The sequence below is a fragment of the Paractinoplanes atraurantiacus genome, from assembly GCF_900215205.1.
Taxonomy (GTDB): domain Bacteria; phylum Actinomycetota; class Actinomycetes; order Mycobacteriales; family Micromonosporaceae; genus Actinoplanes; species Actinoplanes atraurantiacus.
In genome coordinates this window covers 22,285-39,980 of the sequence record NZ_OBDY01000038.1, presented here as the reverse complement: position 1 = coordinate 39,980, position 17,696 = coordinate 22,285, and the positions used below count along the sequence as shown (strand labels likewise).

Sequence of the window (17,696 nt, the reverse complement as noted above, 5' to 3'; positions counted from 1 at the left end):
GCATGCCGCTGCCCAGAACGATCAGGCGCACTGGCGGACCTGGGCTGGGCCGAGTCGAGCGGAGCCACCCTGTTGCCCGGACGTGGAGGGGCCGCCGTCCGATTCAGCGTCGGTGTCCTCGACGACCTCGACGCCGGTGTCGCGCTGATCAGGCAGGTGCTCCAACGGCACGGCGGTGATCCCGAGACCCGTCGGATAGCTCTACCTTGCGTCGCCAGGTACTGTGTGGCGCATGGGAGATGTCTCGCAGTTGGCGACCGGGCTGCGGCGGGGGACGCTCGAGTTCTGTGTCCTGGCGATGGTGGAGTTCGAGGACCGGTACGGCAACGAGATCGTTCGGCGGCTCGGTGAGGAGCCCAACCTGGCCGCCGGCGAAGGGACGATCTATCCGTTGCTGTCGCGCTTGCGCCGGTCGGGTTGGCTGGAGAGCAAGTGGGTCGAGTCGCCGTCCGGGCCGCCCCGGCGCTACTACGGGCTGACCATGGCCGGCCGGTCCGCGCTCGAGCACTTCCGCAGCGAATGGGTTTCCTTCCGACAGACCGTGGACCGACTCGTGGGAACCGGTGAGGCCGCATGAAGACCAATCAGACCGACGTCGTCGCCGAATATCTGCGCGAGGTCGACCAGCGACTGGCCGGGCTGCCGGTGCTTCAGCGCCGCGAGCTGCTCGCCGACCTGGCCGCGCACATCGCCACCGAGCGCGACGAGCGCAACCTGGCCTCCGAGGGCGAGGTCATCGAGGTGCTCGAGCGGCTCGGCACCCCAGAGGCGATCGCCGCCGCCGCGCACGAGGAGGCCGGCACCCAGCCGCGCCGGCCAGAGGCCTTCTATGCACCGCCGTCCCAGCCGGGCGGCCCCTATGCGCCGCCGTCCGAGCCGGCCGGCTTCTATCCGCCGACGGCCCAGTCGGCCGGCGTCTATCCGCCGCCTGTGCCGCCGGCCCGGCCGCGGTCGACCAACTGGGCGCTGATCGGTTTAGTGGCCGGAGGCGCGATCGTCGTGCTCTTCGTGCTGTGCGGCTTTTTCGCGCTGGCCCGGGGCGGCGAAAGCGCGCCCGAGCCGGCCGTGGACGTCTACCCGCCGGCGCCGACGGCCACCGCCGACCTGGTGGACCCGCCGACGCCGACGGTCACCGGCTGATTCGCGCGACCAGATCGGGCGCGCCGGCTGGGCGCGGTCAGCGGCTGGGGCGCGAACAGGTCGGAGGGCCGGCTGGGCGCGAACAGGTCGGAGGGCCGGCTGGCGCGGTCAGCGGCTGAGGCGGGCGATCAGGTCGGGGGCGCCGGGGCCGGACAGCTCGGATCTGGCCACGTCGCGGCCGCAGCAGGTCAGCAGGAGGGCCGACATCGGGCCCTGGACGCCGAGCCCGGAGCCCCAGGTCCAGTCGGTGTCGGTGGCCGTGAGCCGGAAACCCGCCGCCGCGCGGGCCGACGGCAACGGGGGCGGCCAGCGCATCGTCAACATCCGGGTCGCCGCCACCGCCGCGGCTTTCGGTGGCATGTCGTGCCGGCGCCCGAGCGGCACCGCGATGTCCTGAGTGTGCACGAGCAGGTCGGTCAGCGTCTCGAGCCGGCTGACGCCGACCGTGTGGCGGTGACGGGGCGCGGTCTCCCTGATCTCGGCGACGATCTGCGCCGGCGCCCGGTCGGCGGCCCGGCGACGGGCCGCCTCCCGGGTGGTGCGGGCCATGCTGCCCCGCCACCGCATGGCCACGCCGACCAGGCCGGCGAGGCCCAGCTGCTGCATCGTCATGTGTGCGGCGACGTCGTGCACCGTCCAGCTCCGGCACAGCGACGGCCGGCCCCACTCCTCGGGCGAGAGCGAGTCGAGCAGGTCGGCCAGGGCGAGGCGCTCGGCGACGATGACGTCCCACATGAGGTCACGCTAGGACCGCTCAGCCCAAGAACACCATCAGTCGATCTGGGGGAGCGGCGGGCCGAGGACGTCGTCGGCGTCGACGATCGTGTAGGCGTAGCCCTGCTCGGCCAGGAAGCGCTGGCGGTGGGCCGCGTACTCGGTGTCGATGGTGTCGCGGGAGACGACCGAGTAGAAGTGGGCCTGGCGGCCGTCGGCCTTGGGGCGCAGCACCCGGCCCAGGCGCTGGGCCTCCTCCTGCCGGGAGCCGAAGGTGCCCGAGACCTGGATGGCCACCGCCGCCTCGGGCAGGTCGATGGAGAAGTTGCCGACCTTGGAGAGGACCAGGGCGCGCAGCTCACCGGCGCGGAACGCGTCGAAGAGACGCTCGCGCTCCTTGTTGGTGGTCGAGCCCTGCACGATCGGCGCGTCCAGGTATTCGCCCAGCTCGTGCAGCTGGTCGATGTAGGCGCCGATGACCAGCACCTGCTCGTCGGCGTGCTTGTCGACCAGAGCCCGCACCACCGGCAGTTTGGTGCGCGCCGTGGCGGCCACGCGGTAGCGCTCCTCGGCCTCCGTGACCGCGTACGACATCCTCTCGGCCTCGGTGAGAGTGACCCGGACCTCGACGCACTCGGCGGGCGCGATCCAGCCCTGCGACTCGATGTCCTTCCAGGGCGCGTCGTAGCGCTTGGGGCCGATCAGCGAGAAGACGTCGCCCTCGCGACCGTCCTCGCGGACCAGCGTGGCCGTGAGACCGAGACGGCGGCGGGCCTGGAGGTCGGCCGTGAAGCGGAAGATGGGCGCCGGGAGCAGGTGGACCTCGTCGTAGATGACCAGGCCCCAGTCGCGGGCACCGAACAGGTCGAGGTGGGTGAAGGCGCCGCCGCGGCGCGAGGTCAGCACCTGGTAGGTGGCGATGGTGACCGCGCGGATCTCCTTGCGCTCGCCGCTGTACTCGCCGATCTCCTCCTCGGTCAGCGACGTCCGCGCGATCAGCTCACGCTTCCACTGCCGGCCGGCCACCGTGTTGGTGACCAGGATCAGCGTGGTCGCCTTGGCCGTGGCCATCGCGGCCGCGCCGACCAGCGTCTTGCCCGCCCCGCAGGGCAGCACCACGACGCCGGAGCCGCCGGCCCAGAAGCCGTCGACCGCGTCCTGCTGGTAGGACCGCAGCGTCCAGCCGTCCTCGGCCAGGTTGATCTCGTGGGCCTCGCCGTCGACATAGCCGGCCAGGTCTTCCGCGGGCCAGCCGAGCTTGAGCAGCGCCTGCTTGAGCCGGCCGCGCTCGGACGGGTGGACCACGATGGTCTCGTCGTCGATCTTCGCGCCGAGCATGCCGGCCAGCTTCTTCGACTTGGCCACCTCGATCAGCACGATCTTGTCGAGGCCGCGCAGGACGAGCCCGTTGTTGGGGTCGTTGACCAGCTGGAGGCGCCCGTAGCGGTCCATCGTCTCGGCCACGTCGACCAGCAGCGCGTTCGGCACCGGGTAGCGCGAGAACTTGATCAGCGAGTCGACCACGCTCTCGGCGTCGTGACCGGCGGCGCGGGCGTTCCACAGGCCGAGCGGCGTCAGCCGGTACGTGTGTACGTGCTCGGGCGAGCGCTCCAGCTCGGCGAACGGGGCGATCGCCATCCGGCACGCCTGCGCGTCCGGGTGGTCGACCTCGAGGAGAAGTGTCTTGTCGGATTGAACGATCAGCGGTCCGCCGCTCACGTGCACACCCTCCGAAGAGCAAACAACGACCCTCCAGTCTGACACGCTTCCGGCTACTCCTGTTCGGGCACGGCCGCGGTTATCCGGTGCAGCGCGAAGGTGTGCAGCGTCTCGGTCCGCTCGTCCTCGGCCCGCAGATATCCGGCACTCAGCGACACGGGCTTGACCAAGCGCGACAGCGTCGCCCCATGCGAGTCGACATAACCCACCCAAACCCGTGCTTTTTCCCGTACGGCCTGTTGCAGCACCGCCATGGCCTGCCCGTGCTGCTGGACGGGAGTCAGACCCGGCGCGCCCTGGCCGTTGGCCGCGCGCACCCCGGCCGGCGCCCGCCGCGCGGCCCGCGTCGCGATGTCGCCCCGGCGGATCTGTTCCACCACCCCGGCCAGGCGCGGCCCGGCCAGGCTCGGCGGCCCGGCGTGCTCGGCCGCTCGCGCGGCCACCGAGGTGCGGGTCGGTGCCCGGCGGACCTTCGGCCGCGACAGCACGGCCGCCCCGCCCGCGTCCTCGGCCACCGGTGCGAACCCGGCGTCGCGCAGCCCGCCCAGCAGCCGCGCCACCTGCAACGGGCTGACCAGCACGGTCGGCGCGATCTGGCGCAGGCCCAGCGAGGCCAGCCGCTTGTCGGTCAGCACCTCGGCGATCAGCGCCTCGTCGTCGCTGCGCAGGTACGACCCGGCGGAGCCGGCGCGCAGCCCGCCGTGCTTGCGGGCGGCGTCGTCGATCATGTACGTCAGCGTCTGCGGCACCGGCGTCCGCGACCGCCGCCGGAACAGCGTGTGCAGGTCGGTGGCGGTGTAGCCGACGTCGAGGGCGCGCCGCACGCTGGCCGTGGTCACCCGGAAGACGCTCGCGCCGCCGGCCGACTCCGGCTCGGCGACCACGTCGAGCTCGGCCGCCAGCTCGGGCTCGGGCGGACCCGGCACGACCACCGACAGGTCGGCCTGCACCAGCACATGGTCGACCGGGGCCGGCAGCAGCTCGTCCAGCGCGCGAACCCCGTCACCCGGCGCCTCGGCCGAGCTGGCCGGCCGCACCCCGAGCGGATCACTGTCGTCGATGTCCGGATCTTCCAGCAGGAGGCGGCCGTACGAGGTGATGGCGCCGAGCGCGGTCACCCCCAGCAGGGCGGCGCCGCTCAGCGCGTCGCGGTGGGTCGCCTCACGGCCCCGGGCCCGGCGCGGGCTCTGCCAGGCCAGCAGGCCGAGCACCTCGTCGACGGCCGGCACCGTGCCCGGCTTGAGGTCGGTCAGCACGAGCAGGGCCTCCCGGCGCGCCTGCGGGGCGCCGGCCCGCTCGGCGTCCGGGGCCAGCGCGTTGATCGGCCGGTCCCGCTCGTCGCGCTGCCCGACCAGGCCCGGCTGGCGGGTCATCATCAGCCAGGCGCGGGCCAGGGCGGTCCAGCGCTGGGCGATGCTGAGCGCCCGCCACAGGTCGTACGCCCCGGTGGGCAGGAAGATCTCGTCGATCTGGCCGGCGGCGCGGCTGACCGTGACCGAGCGGCCCGAACCGGCGACGTCGCTCTCGCCGAGCAGCCCGGCCGCGTACGCGATCTCGAGCAGCAGCGCCGCGCCGGGCTCGTCCAGGCCGGCCCCGCGCGCGAGACGCTTCAGATCGCGCACCCCGAGACCGCCCGCCCGCAGAACGGGAGCCGGCTCGGCCGCGAGCGCCTCCAGCAGCGCCTCGGTGCTGCGAACGGCCTCCATCACCTGGCCCGCGCCGGCCGAGTCGACCGACTTCGGATCGCGGGCCGTGCCCTCGGGCAGCGGTGGGAACGGGCGCATCGGCCCGAGCGGCCCGCTCTCGCGGCGCAGCAGCAGGCCGACCTCGCGGGGCAGCTCCACCAGCTCGCCGTCCGGGCGCGGGGAACGACCGGCCTCGCTGATCGGCACCAGAATGTGCTGATCGACCAGCCATCGCACCGGCTCGGCTTTCGTCGTGCGGCCCAGCGCGCCGATCGGGGGGCCCTCGGCCAGCCGGTCGAGCACGGCCCGCGCCGCGGGCGGGGCGGCCAGCACCGTACGCCGCAATTTGGCCTTGTCCGCGCAGAGCGCGGCCGTCCTCGGGTCGAGGAAGTCGGCCGGGCGGCCCAGGCCGGCCGGGTAGGGCGAGGTGACCTCGTCCACGGCGCCGGTGACCTCGAGCGCGTCCTCGGGGCCGTGCAGCAGGAAGCGGACCCGGAGGCGGTCGATCGCGACGCGGACGTCGTCGGCGGCCACCCCGGCGGCCAGCTCGATGATGGCGCCGGCCGAGGTCAGGGCGGTCTCGGCCGAGCGGGTCAGGCGGGCGGCGTCGAGGATCTGGAGGGTGAACTCGTCCAGGCCGTCCAGGCAGCGGGCGACCGAGCCGCGGGACTGCGCGCGGACGGCGAGGGCGGAGACGTCGGCGGGAACGGGCACGACGAGGTCGGGGCGCAGCTGAATGAGCGCGCTCAGCGCCTCGTCGGTGAGCGACCGGAGTTGATCGGCGAATGTGGTGGCCATCGTGTTCAACGCTAGCCGTCGTGGGACGATATTGAAGGGACCAGCCCGGGCGGGCTGGCTCACTACCTCTCGTTGTTTCGTGTAAGGGGAAGATCCAGTGGCCGCTCAGAACAAGTTGCCGGGTACCGCCGTCGAGGGTGGCGCCGGTCCGCGCCAGACCAAGTCGGCCGCTCCCCAGGGCCACATGGACGTCTCCGAGATCCTGTCCGACCGGGCCGCCGCGCCGTCGCCGTTCGGTGACGACCAGACCTTCCCGCTGCCGGTGAGCCGCCTCAAGTACATCCCGTCGACCCCCGCGTGAGGCCCGCGGTCGGTTTCGATCTGGACATGACCCTGATCGACTCCCGGCCGGGGATCCGTGCCGCCTACCGGGCGCTGACCGAGCTGACCGGCGTGTACGTCGACGCCGATCTGGTCGTCACCCGGCTCGGCCCGCCGCTGCGCACCGAGATCGCCAACTGGTTCCCGGCCGACCAGGTCGAGGAGGCGGTCACCACCTATCGCGGGCTCTACCCGGACTACGCGATCACGCCGACGGTGCCCATGCCGGGCGCGGTCGCGGCGCTGAACGCCGTACGGGAAATCGGTCTTCGGGTTGTCGTGGTGACCTCGAAGTTGGGGAAGCTGGCGGAGCTGCACCTGGCTCACCTCGGCCTGACTGCCGACGAACTCGCCGGTGACCTGTTCGCCGAGGGCAAGGCGGCCGCGCTGACCGAGCACGGCGTGCGCTGGTATGTGGGCGATCACACCGGCGACATGATCGCGGCCCGGACCGCCGGCGTGCCCGGCATCGGCGTGGCCAGCGGACCGTGTGCCCCCGCCGAGTTGGAAGCGGCCGGCGCCGCGTACGTTCTGCCGGACCTCAATGGGTTCCCGGCCCTCCTGCGTGAGATTGCAGTTGGGTCCGGGCCCACCGCTTAAGTAGCCTTGCGTCGAGCGGTTGTTTCCATTGAGTGAAGTTGAGGTCAGCGGTGCCCACGGGTCGAGTGAAGTGGTACGACGCGGCGAAGGGATTCGGCTTCGTCACCAGCGATGAGGGCGGCGACGTGTTCCTGCCCAAGGGCGCGCTGCCGGCCGGTGTGGCCGAGTTGAAAACGGGACAGCGGGTCGACTTCGGCCTGGTGGACAGCCGTCGCGGCCCGCAGGCGATGGGCGTCAAACTGATCGACGCGCCGCCGTCGCTGTCCGAGCTCCGCCGCCGCCCGGCGGAGGAGCTGCACAGCATGGTCGAAGACATGATCAAGGTGCTGGAGTCACAGGTACAGCCCGGGCTGAGCCGCGGGCGGTACCCGGACAAGCGCACCGCGCAGAAGATCGCGCAGCTGGTCCACGCGGTCGCCAAAGAGTTCGAAGTCTGATTCCTAGATAAAGGGCTTCACGGCCGGCGTCAAACCCGCCGCCGCCGCACGCTGCAACAGGGCGTCGGCGGCGGCGAGTCCGTCTTTGCCCAGCTCCAGCGTGAACTCGTTCACATAGAGATTGATGTGCTGCTGTACGACGTCGGGCTCCATCTCCTGCGCGTTCTGCAGGATGAAGTCGCGGCTAGCGTCGGGGTTGGCCCAGGCCATGCTCACCGAGTTGCGGATCCACTCGGTGGCCTCGGCCGGGTCGACGGCGCCCTTCTTGGCGAGGATCGCGCCCAGCGGAATCGGCAGGCCGGTGTCCTGCTCCCACCACTCGCCGAGGTCGACGATCGAGGTCAGGCCGTAGCGCTGGTAGGTGAAGCGGGCCTCGTGAATGACCAGGCCGGCGTCGTACGTGCCGTCGGCCACCCCGGGCATGATCTGGTGGAACGGAACCACCTCGATCTTCCCCGGCTGCCGGTCGGCCGCCCACAGGCGGAAGAGCAGGTAGGCGGTGGTGCGGTCACCGGGAACGGCGACGGTCTTGCCGGTGAGGTCGTCTTCGCCGTTCTTGCTGAGCACAAGCGGGCCGCAGCCGCGGCCGAGGGCGCCGCCGGTGAGCAGCAGGTCGTAGTCGTCGAGCAGCCACGGCAGGGCCGCGTAGCTCACCTTGACCAGATCGAACTCGCCCCGCTCGGCCGCCGTGTTTGTCACATCGACGTCGGCGAAGGTCAGATCGACCTCCGGTGCGCCCGGGATGAGCCCGTGCACGAGGGCGTGAAAGACGAACGTGTCATTGGGACACGGCGAAACCGCGAGTGAAAGCGCCACGACGTCCACGCTAAACGCGGGACCGGTGGACGGCGGTGTACGACGCCTGTTCCCAATCCCACACTCAGCGCCACATGTCCCTCACGCTCGCGCTTCGCGGCCCGAGCGGCAAGCGTCACAGATCGTTGCCCACAGCGTTATCCACAGGTTGTCCACAAGGCGGCAGAAGCTGTGGATAACGCGGCGATGGCCTCCTTGAGCCGCCAGGCGGCCCGGTCCCGGGGGCCGACCGGGTTGGAGATGGTGCGCAGCTCGGCGAAAGGCGTGCGGCCCGCCGCCATGGCAACCCCGAAACCCTCCATGGCCTCGGCCACCGCGCCGGGGAAGGCTTCGGCGAGGCGAACGGCGGTGGCAGCGGTGCCGGTGACCGTGCTGAGCGTGAGGACGTCGCCGGTGACCGCGTGGGGCAGGGCTGTGGTCATCGCCTCGATCAGCCCGGGGTCGGCGGAGACGAGGCTGGTGCCGAAGCCGAGCTCCTCGATGGGCAGGAAGCCGCCAGGCGACTCGGCGCCCAGATCGGCGCAGATGCTCCGAACACCGATGACAGTCGCGCCGACGGGGGCCCGCCCGGCGAAGCCGCCGGCGATCCCGGCCGAGATGACGGCGCGGTAGTCGCCGGTCGCCAGCAGCCGGGCCGTGCCGGCGGCGGCCGCGGCGGGACCCACCCCGACCGCCTCGACCACGACGTGGGCGGGGTCGGCTCCAGCGCGAACGGCCTCGGCCTCGGCGGCCACCGCGGTGACCACGAGCAGCGGATAACTCATGCGGTGATTGTCGTGGTCACGCACCCGATCACGGTGGCCGCCCTCGGCGGGTGTGCCGGCCAGCGCGGACCAGCCGACGCCCGCGGCTGGCGCAGCCGCATTAAGCGGCGACCACCCAGCGGCGTGAGTCCTCGAACACCCGTCTCCCTCTCGCCGACCTCAGGCGCACAGCCATTCTCCCGCGCTTGCCCAAGATCGTGCGGCGGCCTGTGGACAAGCCGGCGACTGTGGACAACCTTGCGCTCGGCCTGTGTCAGCGGTTGTCGAAGTCGTCGTCAGCTGTGGCCGAGCCGTTGGTCGGGTGGTCGGCGGAAGAAGGGCGGTAGACGTGGAAGCCGGGTGGGGCGGTCGCGGGCTGCGGCGCCGGCGGCTCGGGGCTGGGCGCGGGCGTAGGGGGCGGCGGAGGCGGGGTGGGTTTGGCCTTGCCGCGGCCGAACCAGCGCTTCTTGCCGGCGTCCGGGTCGACCCTGGTGAGGGGGTCGACGCGGGTGGGTGGGTCGGCCTGGTGGCCTCGTGGGGCCGCCGGCGAGTTCGGCCGGGTGTGCTCGGGGATGGTGGGAGCGTCCGGCCACGGGTCGGTGGGCTCGGAGGAGGGCCCGAAGCCCGCAGTGGCCGCGCTGGGGCCCGCCGCGCCGGCTGAGCCCCGGCCGGCGGAGCCGGCGCTGGCTGAGTTTCGGGCTGCGGAGCCGGTTGCGGCTGAGCCGGGGGCTGCGGATGGGGGAGCGCTGGGGCCCGTGGCTGCCGCGGGGACCGGCTCGGGGGAGGGGTCGCCGGCTCGGCCGCTCAGGCGTTCGTTGTGGAGGCGGGCCGCTACGAAGGCGGCTCGGGTGGCCGCGGCCACGGCCAGGAGAGTGGCCAAGGCCACTCCGACGCGGCCGGGCAGGGGGATCAGGCCTATGCCGCCGCCGATGACCCAGGCGATCATCAGGACGGTTTCGGAGTGGGAGAAGGCGCTCGCGCGCAGGCGCTCCGGGACCCGCTCCTGGATGGTGGCGTCGACGGCCAGCTTGGCGATGCCGCTGAAGATGGCGACCGTCAAGGCCAGCAGCGTCACCGTGGCCAGGCTGTAGAAGAGGGTGGCCAGCACGCCGGCGCCGGCGGTGATCATCAGGCCGGCCGACTGGAGGGCCAGGGGGCGGCGGATGCGCAGGCGGGTGCCGACGGCCGTGGACAGGAACGTGCCGATGGCCAGGGCGCCGCCGATCACGCCGACCGCGCCCTTGTTGCCGACGTCGTTGCCCAGGACCGTCGTGTCGAGGTCGTTCGCCATGATGACGAAGGCCAGGTAGAGCAGCGTGAAGCCGTACAGCAGGCGCAGGCTGGCGCTGCCGACCAGGGTGGAGATCACCAGCCGGCCGGCCAGCGGCCTGTCCTCGCCGCGGCCCAGGCGCAGCATGGCCCGCCAGGGGCGGGGGACGGCCTCGGGCGGGTCGGAGTCGGCGCGGGGTGGCAGGCGCAGGGAGATGACCATGCCGACGACGAAGAGGATGGCCGCCACGCGCAGGGGCCACTGCGGGCCGATCTTGAAGGCGAGCAGGCCGAGCGGGGCGACCACGGCCCCGGCGAAGGTGCCGTAGACGCTGGCCCGGGCGCCGACCTGTGACAGTCCCACGCCCTCGGGCAGGAGCCTGGGGACGGCGGCCGAGCGGGCCACGCCGTACGCCCGGGAAAGCGCGAGCACCCCGAAGACGGCAGGATAGAGGCCCCAGCCGAAAAGGTGATCGGAGATCACGTAGGCCAGGAAGGCGCGGCCCAGCATGGTGACCGCGAGCGCGTAGCGGCGGCCGTGCCGGAAATGGTCGAGCAGCGGGCCGACCACGGGCGCGAGCAGGGCGAACGGGACCATCGTGATCAGCAGGTAGAGGGCGACGTTGCTGCGGGCCTCGCCGAGCGGGACGTTGAAGAAGATCGTGCCGGCCAGGCCGATCGCGATCAGGGTGTCGCCGGCGCAGGAGATCGCGTGCAGGTCGAAGAGGCGGATCATGCCGACTTCGTTGGCCGCGCCCTTGGCCCGGGCCGTGCCGACCCTCCTGGTCGCCCATGCCCCGCCGCGCACGGAGCCGCGCACCATCAGGCGGGCGGCCTTGATGCCGGAGCCGACGGCGCGCCCGAGAGAGGGAAGCACAGCCATGGGCTCCATCCTGACTGATCGGGGCCAGCGCTGTCCCGTTCCGTGCGCGCGCAATCCGGGGGAGTCGTTGCGGATCAACCGCACCGGTAGGGGACAATGGATACGTGACGACTCGGACCACCACACGCGCCGCCCGACTCGACCAAGTTTGCGCCGATGCGGTCGGTGTGGCGCGCGGAGCAATCACCGAGGTGGATCCCGAGGATGTCGGGGAGCACCTGGAAGCGATCGCCGAGGGCGACCGCGTGGTGACCCATTTCTTCGAGAGCCACCTGGCCGGCTACCGCGGCTGGCGCTGGGCCGTCACGGTGACCCGCGTGCCGCGCAGCCGGCATGTCACGGTTTGCGAGACCGTGCTGCTGCCCGGCCCCGACGCGCTGCTCGCCCCCGGCTGGGTGCCGTGGAACGAGCGGGTGCAGCCGGGCGACCTCGGCGTCGGCGACCTCATGCCGACCGCGCCCGACGACGACCGGCTCGCTCAGGGCTATGTGCTCAGCGACGACCCCGCGGTCGAGGAGGTCAGCTGGGAGCTCGGCCTCGGCCGGTCCCGCGTGATGTCGCGCGAGGGGCGGATCGAGACGGCACAGCGGTGGTACGACGGTGAGTCCGGCCCGGAGGCGCCGATATCGGTCGCCGCGCCGCGCAACGCCCGCTGCGGCACCTGCGGCTTCTACCTGCCGCTGGCCGGGTCCCTGCGCTCCATGTTCGGCGTCTGCGGCAACCTCTACGCGCCCGACGACGGCCGCGCGGTCAGCTCCGACCACGGCTGCGGCGCCCACTCGGAGGCCCTGCTCGGCACGGCGGAGCAGCCGGTCGAGGAGCTGCCGACGGTCTACGACGACAGCGAGGTCGAGTCGGTCGCGGTGAGCCGCGGCCACGGCTCGGTCGAGGACAGCGAGCCGGCCGAGGAGCTCGGCCACAGTTAGTTCACGGTGAACTCCGCGTGGGTGATCGACCGGCGCCGCTTCCGGTGCCGGTCGTGCACGATCATCGTGATCAGGCCGGGGATGCCGACCAGGAAGCCCGCGATACAGATCTCCAGCCAGCGGTCCGGTCCGTCGGCCAGCCACACGATCAGGGCGGCGATGGCGAAACCGGCCAGGCCGGCGAGCGCGAAGGGGACCATGGGTGGGTCCAGCGGCTCGACCGGGGGCTTGCGTTCAGTCACTTCGCCAGGATAGGTGTGCGGAGATCACCGGTGGGGTCTTGTGACCGGGCCGACATCGTTTCGTTTTTGCGCTGGTCATTGTTGCTGAGAGCATGACCTCCGACATTGAGGATCATTCGCGACCGACCTCGAGCCCCGCCAAGCCGTAGGTCGGTCGCATGGTCTCCACCGTCGCGAATGATTCTCAATTTGATGATCGGGAAGGTTGCGCATGCTCACCGCGTTCGACCGCTTCTTCGAGATCTCGGCCCGGGGTTCGACGCTGGGGCGCGAGATCCGCGGTGGCCTGGCCACCTTCTTCACGATGGCCTACATCGTGGTGCTCAACCCGCTGATCCTCGGCGGAGGCATCGACGGCGACAACAAGACGCTGCCGATCGCGGCCCTGGCCGCGGGTACGGCGCTGGTCGCCGGCGTGATGACGATCCTGATGGGTGTGGTCGCCCGGTTCCCGCTGGCGCTGGCCGCCGGCCTCGGCGTCAACGCCCTGGTGGCGTACGAGATCGCTCCCGAGATGACCTGGGCCGACGCGATGGGCCTGGTCGTCATCGAGGGTGTGCTGATCGCGATCCTGGTGCTCACCGGCCTGCGGACGCTGGTCTTCCGGGCGGTGCCGACGCAGCTCAAGACGGCGATCGGTGTGGGCATCGGCCTGTTCCTGATGATCGTCGGCCTGGTCGACGCGGGCTTCGTGCGCCGGGTGCCGGACGCGGCGAACTCGACGGTGCCGGTGGAGCTGGGCATCGGCGGCAAACCGGCCGGCTGGCCCACCTTCGTCTTCGTGGTCGGCCTGCTCTTCACCTTGATCCTCTTCGTGCGCAAGGTGCGCGGGGCCATCCTGATCGGCATCCTCGGCAGCACCGTCCTGGCGATCATCGTGGAGGCGATCGCCCACCCGAAGACGTGGTCGCTGAACGTGCCGAAGCTGCCCGAGAAGATCGTCAGCTCGCCCGACTTCTCGCTGATCGGCCACTTCAACGTGCTCGACTCGTGGTCGCGGGCCGGCTGGCTGGTCGTGATCATGTTCATCTTCAGCCTGCTGATCACCGACTTCTTCGACACGATGGGCACCATGGTCGCGGTCGGCCAGGAGGGTGAGCTGCTCGACGCCGACGGCAACCCGCCGCGGACGCGGGAGATCCTGCTCGTCGACTCGGTGGCGGCGGCCGCCGGTGGCGCGGCCAGCGTGTCCAGCAACACCTCATACATCGAGAGCGCGGCCGGCGTCGGCGAGGGCGCCCGCACCGGCGCCGCCAACCTGGTCACCGGCGTGCTCTTCCTGCTCGCGATGTTCCTGTCGCCGCTGGTCTCGGTGGTGCCGTTCGAGGCGGCGTCGACCGCACTGGTGGTGGTCGGCTTCCTGATGATCCTGTCGATCCGGCAGATCGACTGGACCGACTACACGATCGCGATCCCGGCCTTCCTCACGATCACCTTCATGCCGTTCACGTACTCGATCTCGAACGGCATCGGGGCGGGCGTCATCACGTACGCCGTCCTCAAGATCGCGACGGGCCGGGCCCGCGAGATCCACCCGATCCTGTATGGCGTCGCGGTCCTGTTCGTCCTGTACTTCTTGAGGGGTCCGCTGGAGAGCTGGATCCTGTAACGGCGGTTACACGCGAAATCAATGTCGTTAGCCAAGCTCATTAGCTAGGCTAAGAATCGTGATGGAGTGGCCGGTGGCGGCTGATCAAGGCACAGCGCAGGAGCTGGCCAAGACGCTGCGTGAGGCGATCCAGCGGCTGAGCCGGCGCGTCCGGCAGGCCCGCCCGATCGGCGACCTGACGACCAGTCAGTTGTCCGCGCTGACCAGCTTGCAGCTGGCCGGGGCGCTGACTCCTCGTGAGCTCGCCGATGTCGAGCGGGTCCAGCCGCCGACGATGACCAAGATCGTCGGCAAGCTGGAGGACCGGGGTCTGGTTGTGCGTTCCCCGCACCCGACCGACGGGCGCCAGGTGATCCTGGCCCCCACGGAGCAGGGCCGGGCGGTCTTCGCCCAGTTCGAAAAGGCTCGGAACGAGTGGCTGGCGTCGCAGCTGGCCGAGCTCACCGAGGAGGAACAGGAGACGCTGGCGCAGGCCACGCGGATCCTGCAACGGCTCGCGCAAGCCTGACCGGTCCGGTTCGGCGCGCTGCTTCGTCACGTGACGATGACGCGTACGACCGAACAGGAGGCACCACCCAGTGCGGTCAGTGCTCAACACCACCTTCCGGTCCCTGAAGGTTCGCAACTACCGGCTGTTCACCGTCGGCCAGCTCGTCAAGCTCGTCGGCGTGTGGATGATGTTCACCGCGCAGGACTGGCTGGTCCTCGACCTGTCGAACAACTCGCCGGGCGCCCTCGGGGCCGTGACCGCCCTCCAATTCCTGCCCGTCCTCCTGCTCACCCTGTGGGGCGGCAAGCTCGCCGACCGCTACGACAAGCGCAAGCTGCTGGTCGCCGCGAACGCCGTCTTCGCGGTCACCGCGATCGTCTTCGCGATCCTGGTCGCCTCGGGGCACGTCGTGCTCTGGCACGTGTTCCTGTTCGCCGGGCTTTTCGGCATCGCGAACTCCATCGAGACGCCGGTCCGCCAGTCGTTCGTCTCCGAGCTGGTCGAGATGCCCCTGCTGCCGAACGCGCTGGCGCTGTCGGCGGCCACCTTCAACACCGCCCGCGTGGGCGGCCCGGCCCTGGCCGGTGTGGCCCTGGCCCTCTTCGGCACCGGTCCGGTCTTCCTGATCGCGACCGCGCTGTCGATCGCGCCGGTGTTCAGCTACACCGCGATGCGCGCGCACGAGCTGCTGCGATCGGCCCCGCCCGGCAAGAAGGACACCCGCATCCTGGACGGGCTGAAGTACGCCTACCGGCGCCCCGACCTCATGGTGCCGATCTGCCTGATGGCCGTCATCGGCATGATCGGCTTCAACTTCCCGGTCACCCTCGCCGCCCTGGCGAAAATCAACTTCAACGCCGGGGCGTCGTCGTTCGGCCTGCTCACCACGGCGCTCGCGGCCGGATCGCTCTGCGGGGCCTTGGCCGGCAGCGCGCGCCGCAAGCGGCCCAGCGTCTACCTGGTCATCGGCGCCGCGCTGATCTTCAGCGTGCTCGAGTTCGCGGTGGGCTTCACGCCCAACTTCGTGGTCGCGATGATCGTGCTCTTCCCGACCGGCTTCTTCTCGATCTTCCTGGCCCAGGCGGCCAACCACCGCGTCCAGATGGGCGTCGACCCCAAGTTCCGGGGCCGGGTCATGGCGCTCTACGTGCTGGTCTTCCTCGGCACCACGCCGATCGGGGCCTCCCTGGCCGGCTGGTGGGGCGAGCGGTACGGGGTGGCGTCGAGCATCTGGGTGGCGGGCATCGTCTGCTTCGTGGCCTCGGCCGTCGCCCTGGTCTGGCAGCTGCGCAGCAGCGGGGAGCGGCTCGAGATGACCCTGCGGCCCCGCCCGCGTCTTGCCCTGGTGCCGTCGGCCGAGGGCTCGGAGCCGGAGCTCGCGAAAGCCGCCTGACGGGTATTTGGCAGGAGAAGTCCGCCGAACGGGTATTCCAGTTCGGGGCGCCTGCGACTTAGCGTCTTCTGGTGGCCCTCGCGCACATTGCTGTGCTCACGGCGGCCCTTGTCGTTCTGATCTCCGTCCCGTACGCGGTGGCGGCAGCGATCCGGCGCGACGAGGCCCGCCGGCGGGCAGACACGGCCCGAAACTCCCCCGACGGCCGTGAGCTGCACCTTCTCGACCGGCACCTGCAGCGCAACGACCCCGTCGCGGCGCTGGCCCGGCGTGGTCCGGCCCCGATCGAGCAGCTCGCCTTCGACCTGCGCCGCCTGCACCGCGAGCAGCGCGGTGGCCTGTCGCTGGGTTCACGGAAGTGGACGGCGGCGGTGTTGACGGCGTACGACGAGCGCCTCTGCATGGCCTGCGAGTGCCTCGGCGTACGGGAAAATCTGCGCCCCTTGGAGGGATTCGACCGCGAGTTGGAGCGGGTCCGTGTCGAGGGCGAGCTGGAAGCGGCCGGCCTGGAGCTCCGCTAGGCGGTTCTTCTCGTCCGGGCCAGCGCTAGTGCCGTGACCGCGCCGGCCAGGCTCGGCAGTCCCAGTTCGGACCGCACGGCGTAGGACGCCACCGAGGTGGCCAGAACGCCCCCGGCGTAGGCGAAAGCCACCGGAAGGGCGACGGCGGCGTGCCGGGCGGGCAGGGCCGCCGCCACCGCCAGGGCGGCGACCAGGATGAGATCGGGCACGAGGAAGAGGTTGTCCGCCCTCCAGGAGTCGTGCACGAAGAGGTAGACGAACGTCGTGAGGCTGAGAACGGCCGCGACGAGGCGGCCCGCATTGAGGAGACGCATGTCTACAGCGTAGACCCTGCTGTCTACACCGTAGACTCCTGATCATGGCGTTGACTCCCGCGGTGATAGCCCAGGCGACCCTGGCCCTGGGTGATCGCGAGGGTGCGAGCGCGATGTCCATGCGCCGCATCGCGGCCACCCTGGCCTGCGATCCGATGGCGATCTATCGCCACTATCCCAATCGGCGGGCTCTGCTCGACGCGGTCGCCGACTCGGCCGTCGAAGAGGTCGCCGTGCCCGCGGAGAGCGAACCGTGGGACCAGCGCATCCGGGCCGTGCTGACCGGCGTTCGCGAGGCCGCGCTGCGGCATCCGGGCGTTGCCGAGCACATCGCCTCGCGGCCGCCGCTCGGGCCGGCCGGGCGCAGGCTCGCCGCGGCCATCATGGCGGCCCTGGCCGAGGCCGGTCTCGGCCCCGCCGACGTGGTCAAGGCATCGCAGGCGCTGATCGCCTATTCGGCCGCCGGTCTCCGGATGGCGGTCGAGGCCGGGGCGCCGGACGACCGCTGGCATCAGGTCAACGAGGCGCTGCGAGGGGAGACGCCGGTGGTCGGCTCGGCCGAGCAGTTCGACTACGGCCTGCGGCTGTTGCTCGACGGCATCCGGGCTACAGCGGCCAGGAGCTGATCTTCTCGTACTGGCCGTTGTGGCTCAGGACCAGGGAAAACTCGGTCACCGGCCAGGGCGAGCCCACGTAGTTGCTCAGGGCTTTCCGCAGACGGCCGTCGGCGTGGTACGAGACGGTCAGGTGCGGGTGGAACGGACGGTCCTCGAGTGGGTAGCCGGCCGCGGCCAGGTCGTCGCGGATGTGCGTGTGCAGCGCGGTGAGCTGCTCCCGGTCGCCCTCGACGCCCAGCCACTCGGCCTTGCCGAAGCGGCCGCCGCCGGCCAGGCGCAGCGTGAACGGGCCGGGGGAGCGCACCGCGGCCAGGACCGCGGCCACCGGCTCCGGTGACGGCACGTCGCCCAGGAAGGCCAGGGTGACGTGCCATTTCCCGGTCGGCGAGACGCGGCCGCCGCTCGGCAGGGCGCGCTGGAGGGCGTGAATCTCGCCGGGCGGAGGGAAGACCGCCACGA

Annotated in this window: 21 protein-coding genes; 11 read left to right on the top strand and 10 right to left on the bottom strand. The window is 71.5% G+C overall.

The window, feature by feature from the left end; translation table 11 throughout:
* Positions 1 to 21: 21 nt before the first annotated feature.
* The gene (locus tag CRP55_RS53685; RefSeq protein ID WP_179855644.1) at positions 22 to 171 is read right to left on the bottom strand and encodes a hypothetical protein; all 150 of its coding nucleotides are present in this window, start codon (positions 169 to 171) and stop codon (positions 22 to 24) included.
* Positions 172 to 232: 61 nt separating this feature from the next.
* On the opposite strand from CRP55_RS53685, the gene CRP55_RS46135 reads away from it, so the two are divergent.
* Together CRP55_RS46135 and CRP55_RS46130 are read left to right on the top strand one after the other, a co-directional pair.
* Positions 233 to 577 (top strand): PadR family transcriptional regulator, encoded by a 345-nt coding sequence (locus tag CRP55_RS46135; RefSeq protein ID WP_097328439.1) that lies wholly within the window; start codon positions 233 to 235, stop codon positions 575 to 577.
* Positions 574 to 1,140: an HAAS signaling domain-containing protein gene (locus CRP55_RS46130; protein ID WP_097328438.1), complete on the top strand. Its 567-nt coding sequence runs from the start codon at positions 574 to 576 to the stop codon at positions 1,138 to 1,140. Before CRP55_RS46135 ends, CRP55_RS46130 begins: the two co-directional genes overlap by 4 nt.
* Positions 1,141 to 1,248: 108 nt before the next feature.
* On the opposite strand, the gene CRP55_RS46125 is transcribed toward CRP55_RS46130, so the two are convergent.
* Genes CRP55_RS46125 through CRP55_RS46115 form a run of 3 tightly spaced genes read right to left on the bottom strand, consistent with a single transcriptional unit; the run spans position 1,249 to position 6,056 of the window.
* Positions 1,249 to 1,875 (bottom strand): maleylpyruvate isomerase family mycothiol-dependent enzyme, encoded by a 627-nt coding sequence (locus tag CRP55_RS46125; RefSeq protein ID WP_097328437.1) that lies wholly within the window; start codon positions 1,873 to 1,875, stop codon positions 1,249 to 1,251.
* Positions 1,876 to 1,911: 36 nt separating this feature from the next.
* Complete coding sequence (locus CRP55_RS46120) at positions 1,912 to 3,573, bottom strand: DNA repair helicase XPB (protein WP_097328499.1); 1,662 nt, start codon at positions 3,571 to 3,573, stop codon at positions 1,912 to 1,914.
* Between the two features lie 53 nt (positions 3,574 to 3,626).
* The gene (locus CRP55_RS46115; RefSeq protein WP_097328498.1) at positions 3,627 to 6,056 is read right to left on the bottom strand and encodes a helicase-associated domain-containing protein; all 2,430 of its coding nucleotides are present in this window, start codon (positions 6,054 to 6,056) and stop codon (positions 3,627 to 3,629) included.
* Between the two features lie 97 nt (positions 6,057 to 6,153).
* Between CRP55_RS46115 and CRP55_RS46110 the strand changes: the two genes are divergently transcribed.
* From CRP55_RS46110 to CRP55_RS46100, 3 genes are read left to right on the top strand one after another with little or no spacing between them, the layout of a single operon-like run.
* On the top strand, positions 6,154 to 6,357 hold the full coding sequence (locus CRP55_RS46110) for a hypothetical protein (protein WP_097328436.1): 204 nt from the start codon (positions 6,154 to 6,156) through the stop codon (positions 6,355 to 6,357).
* On the top strand, positions 6,354 to 6,977 hold the full coding sequence (locus CRP55_RS46105) for an HAD family hydrolase (protein WP_281260860.1): 624 nt from the start codon (positions 6,354 to 6,356) through the stop codon (positions 6,975 to 6,977). The genes CRP55_RS46110 and CRP55_RS46105 overlap by 4 nt, the downstream gene beginning before the upstream one ends.
* A 50-nt stretch (positions 6,978 to 7,027) precedes the next feature.
* Positions 7,028 to 7,414 (top strand): cold-shock protein, encoded by a 387-nt coding sequence (locus CRP55_RS46100; RefSeq protein WP_097328435.1) that lies wholly within the window; start codon positions 7,028 to 7,030, stop codon positions 7,412 to 7,414.
* A gap of 3 nt (positions 7,415 to 7,417) precedes the next feature.
* Here the strand turns inward: CRP55_RS46100 and CRP55_RS46095 are convergent, their stop codons facing one another.
* The 3 genes from CRP55_RS46095 to CRP55_RS46085 all read right to left on the bottom strand — a co-directional run bounded on the left by CRP55_RS46095 (position 7,418) and on the right by CRP55_RS46085 (position 11,125).
* On the bottom strand, positions 7,418 to 8,230 hold the full coding sequence (locus tag CRP55_RS46095) for a 1,4-dihydroxy-6-naphtoate synthase (protein WP_097328496.1): 813 nt from the start codon (positions 8,228 to 8,230) through the stop codon (positions 7,418 to 7,420).
* Positions 8,231 to 8,367: 137 nt separating this feature from the next.
* Positions 8,368 to 8,994 carry a futalosine hydrolase gene (locus tag CRP55_RS46090; RefSeq protein WP_097328434.1) on the bottom strand — a complete coding sequence of 209 codons (627 nt, stop codon included), beginning with the start codon at positions 8,992 to 8,994 and terminating at the stop codon, positions 8,368 to 8,370.
* 253 nt (positions 8,995 to 9,247) lie between these two features.
* A complete protein-coding gene (locus tag CRP55_RS46085) occupies positions 9,248 to 11,125 on the bottom strand; it encodes an MFS transporter (protein WP_097328433.1) in 1,878 nt (625 codons plus the stop codon).
* Between the two features lie 104 nt (positions 11,126 to 11,229).
* Between CRP55_RS46085 and CRP55_RS46080 the strand changes: the two genes are divergently transcribed.
* A complete protein-coding gene (locus CRP55_RS46080) occupies positions 11,230 to 12,051 on the top strand; it encodes a DUF3027 domain-containing protein (RefSeq protein WP_179855643.1) in 822 nt (273 codons plus the stop codon).
* Here the strand turns inward: CRP55_RS46080 and CRP55_RS46075 are convergent.
* Entirely contained in the window at positions 12,048 to 12,293 is a 246-nt protein-coding gene (locus CRP55_RS46075; protein WP_097328431.1) for a DUF2530 domain-containing protein, read from the bottom strand. The two genes, CRP55_RS46080 and CRP55_RS46075, sit on opposite strands and share 4 nt — an antisense overlap.
* Positions 12,294 to 12,504: 211 nt before the next feature.
* Here CRP55_RS46075 and CRP55_RS46070 point away from each other — a divergent pair, with 211 nt between their 5' ends.
* The 4 genes from CRP55_RS46070 to CRP55_RS46055 all read left to right on the top strand — a co-directional run bounded on the left by CRP55_RS46070 (position 12,505) and on the right by CRP55_RS46055 (position 16,306).
* Complete coding sequence (locus CRP55_RS46070; RefSeq protein ID WP_097328430.1) at positions 12,505 to 13,902, top strand: NCS2 family permease; 1,398 nt, start codon at positions 12,505 to 12,507, stop codon at positions 13,900 to 13,902.
* A gap of 61 nt (positions 13,903 to 13,963) precedes the next feature.
* Positions 13,964 to 14,410 (top strand): MarR family winged helix-turn-helix transcriptional regulator, encoded by a 447-nt coding sequence (locus CRP55_RS46065; RefSeq protein WP_097328429.1) that lies wholly within the window; start codon positions 13,964 to 13,966, stop codon positions 14,408 to 14,410.
* A gap of 70 nt (positions 14,411 to 14,480) precedes the next feature.
* On the top strand, positions 14,481 to 15,785 hold the full coding sequence (locus CRP55_RS46060) for an MFS transporter (RefSeq protein WP_097328428.1): 1,305 nt from the start codon (positions 14,481 to 14,483) through the stop codon (positions 15,783 to 15,785).
* A gap of 71 nt (positions 15,786 to 15,856) precedes the next feature.
* Complete coding sequence (locus CRP55_RS46055; RefSeq protein ID WP_097328427.1) at positions 15,857 to 16,306, top strand: hypothetical protein; 450 nt, start codon at positions 15,857 to 15,859, stop codon at positions 16,304 to 16,306.
* Here CRP55_RS46055 and CRP55_RS46050 read toward each other — a convergent pair.
* The gene (locus CRP55_RS46050) at positions 16,303 to 16,620 is read right to left on the bottom strand and encodes a hypothetical protein (protein ID WP_097328426.1); all 318 of its coding nucleotides are present in this window, start codon (positions 16,618 to 16,620) and stop codon (positions 16,303 to 16,305) included. The two genes, CRP55_RS46055 and CRP55_RS46050, sit on opposite strands and share 4 nt — an antisense overlap.
* Positions 16,621 to 16,664: 44 nt before the next feature.
* On the opposite strand from CRP55_RS46050, the gene CRP55_RS46045 reads away from it, so the two are divergent.
* Positions 16,665 to 17,246: a TetR/AcrR family transcriptional regulator gene (locus CRP55_RS46045; protein WP_097328425.1), complete on the top strand. Its 582-nt coding sequence runs from the start codon at positions 16,665 to 16,667 to the stop codon at positions 17,244 to 17,246.
* Here CRP55_RS46045 and thpR read toward each other — a convergent pair.
* Positions 17,227 to 17,694: an RNA 2',3'-cyclic phosphodiesterase gene (gene thpR, locus CRP55_RS46040; RefSeq protein WP_179855642.1), complete on the bottom strand. Its 468-nt coding sequence runs from the start codon at positions 17,692 to 17,694 to the stop codon at positions 17,227 to 17,229. The two genes, CRP55_RS46045 and thpR, sit on opposite strands and share 20 nt — an antisense overlap.
* Positions 17,695 to 17,696: the final 2 nt, after the last annotated feature.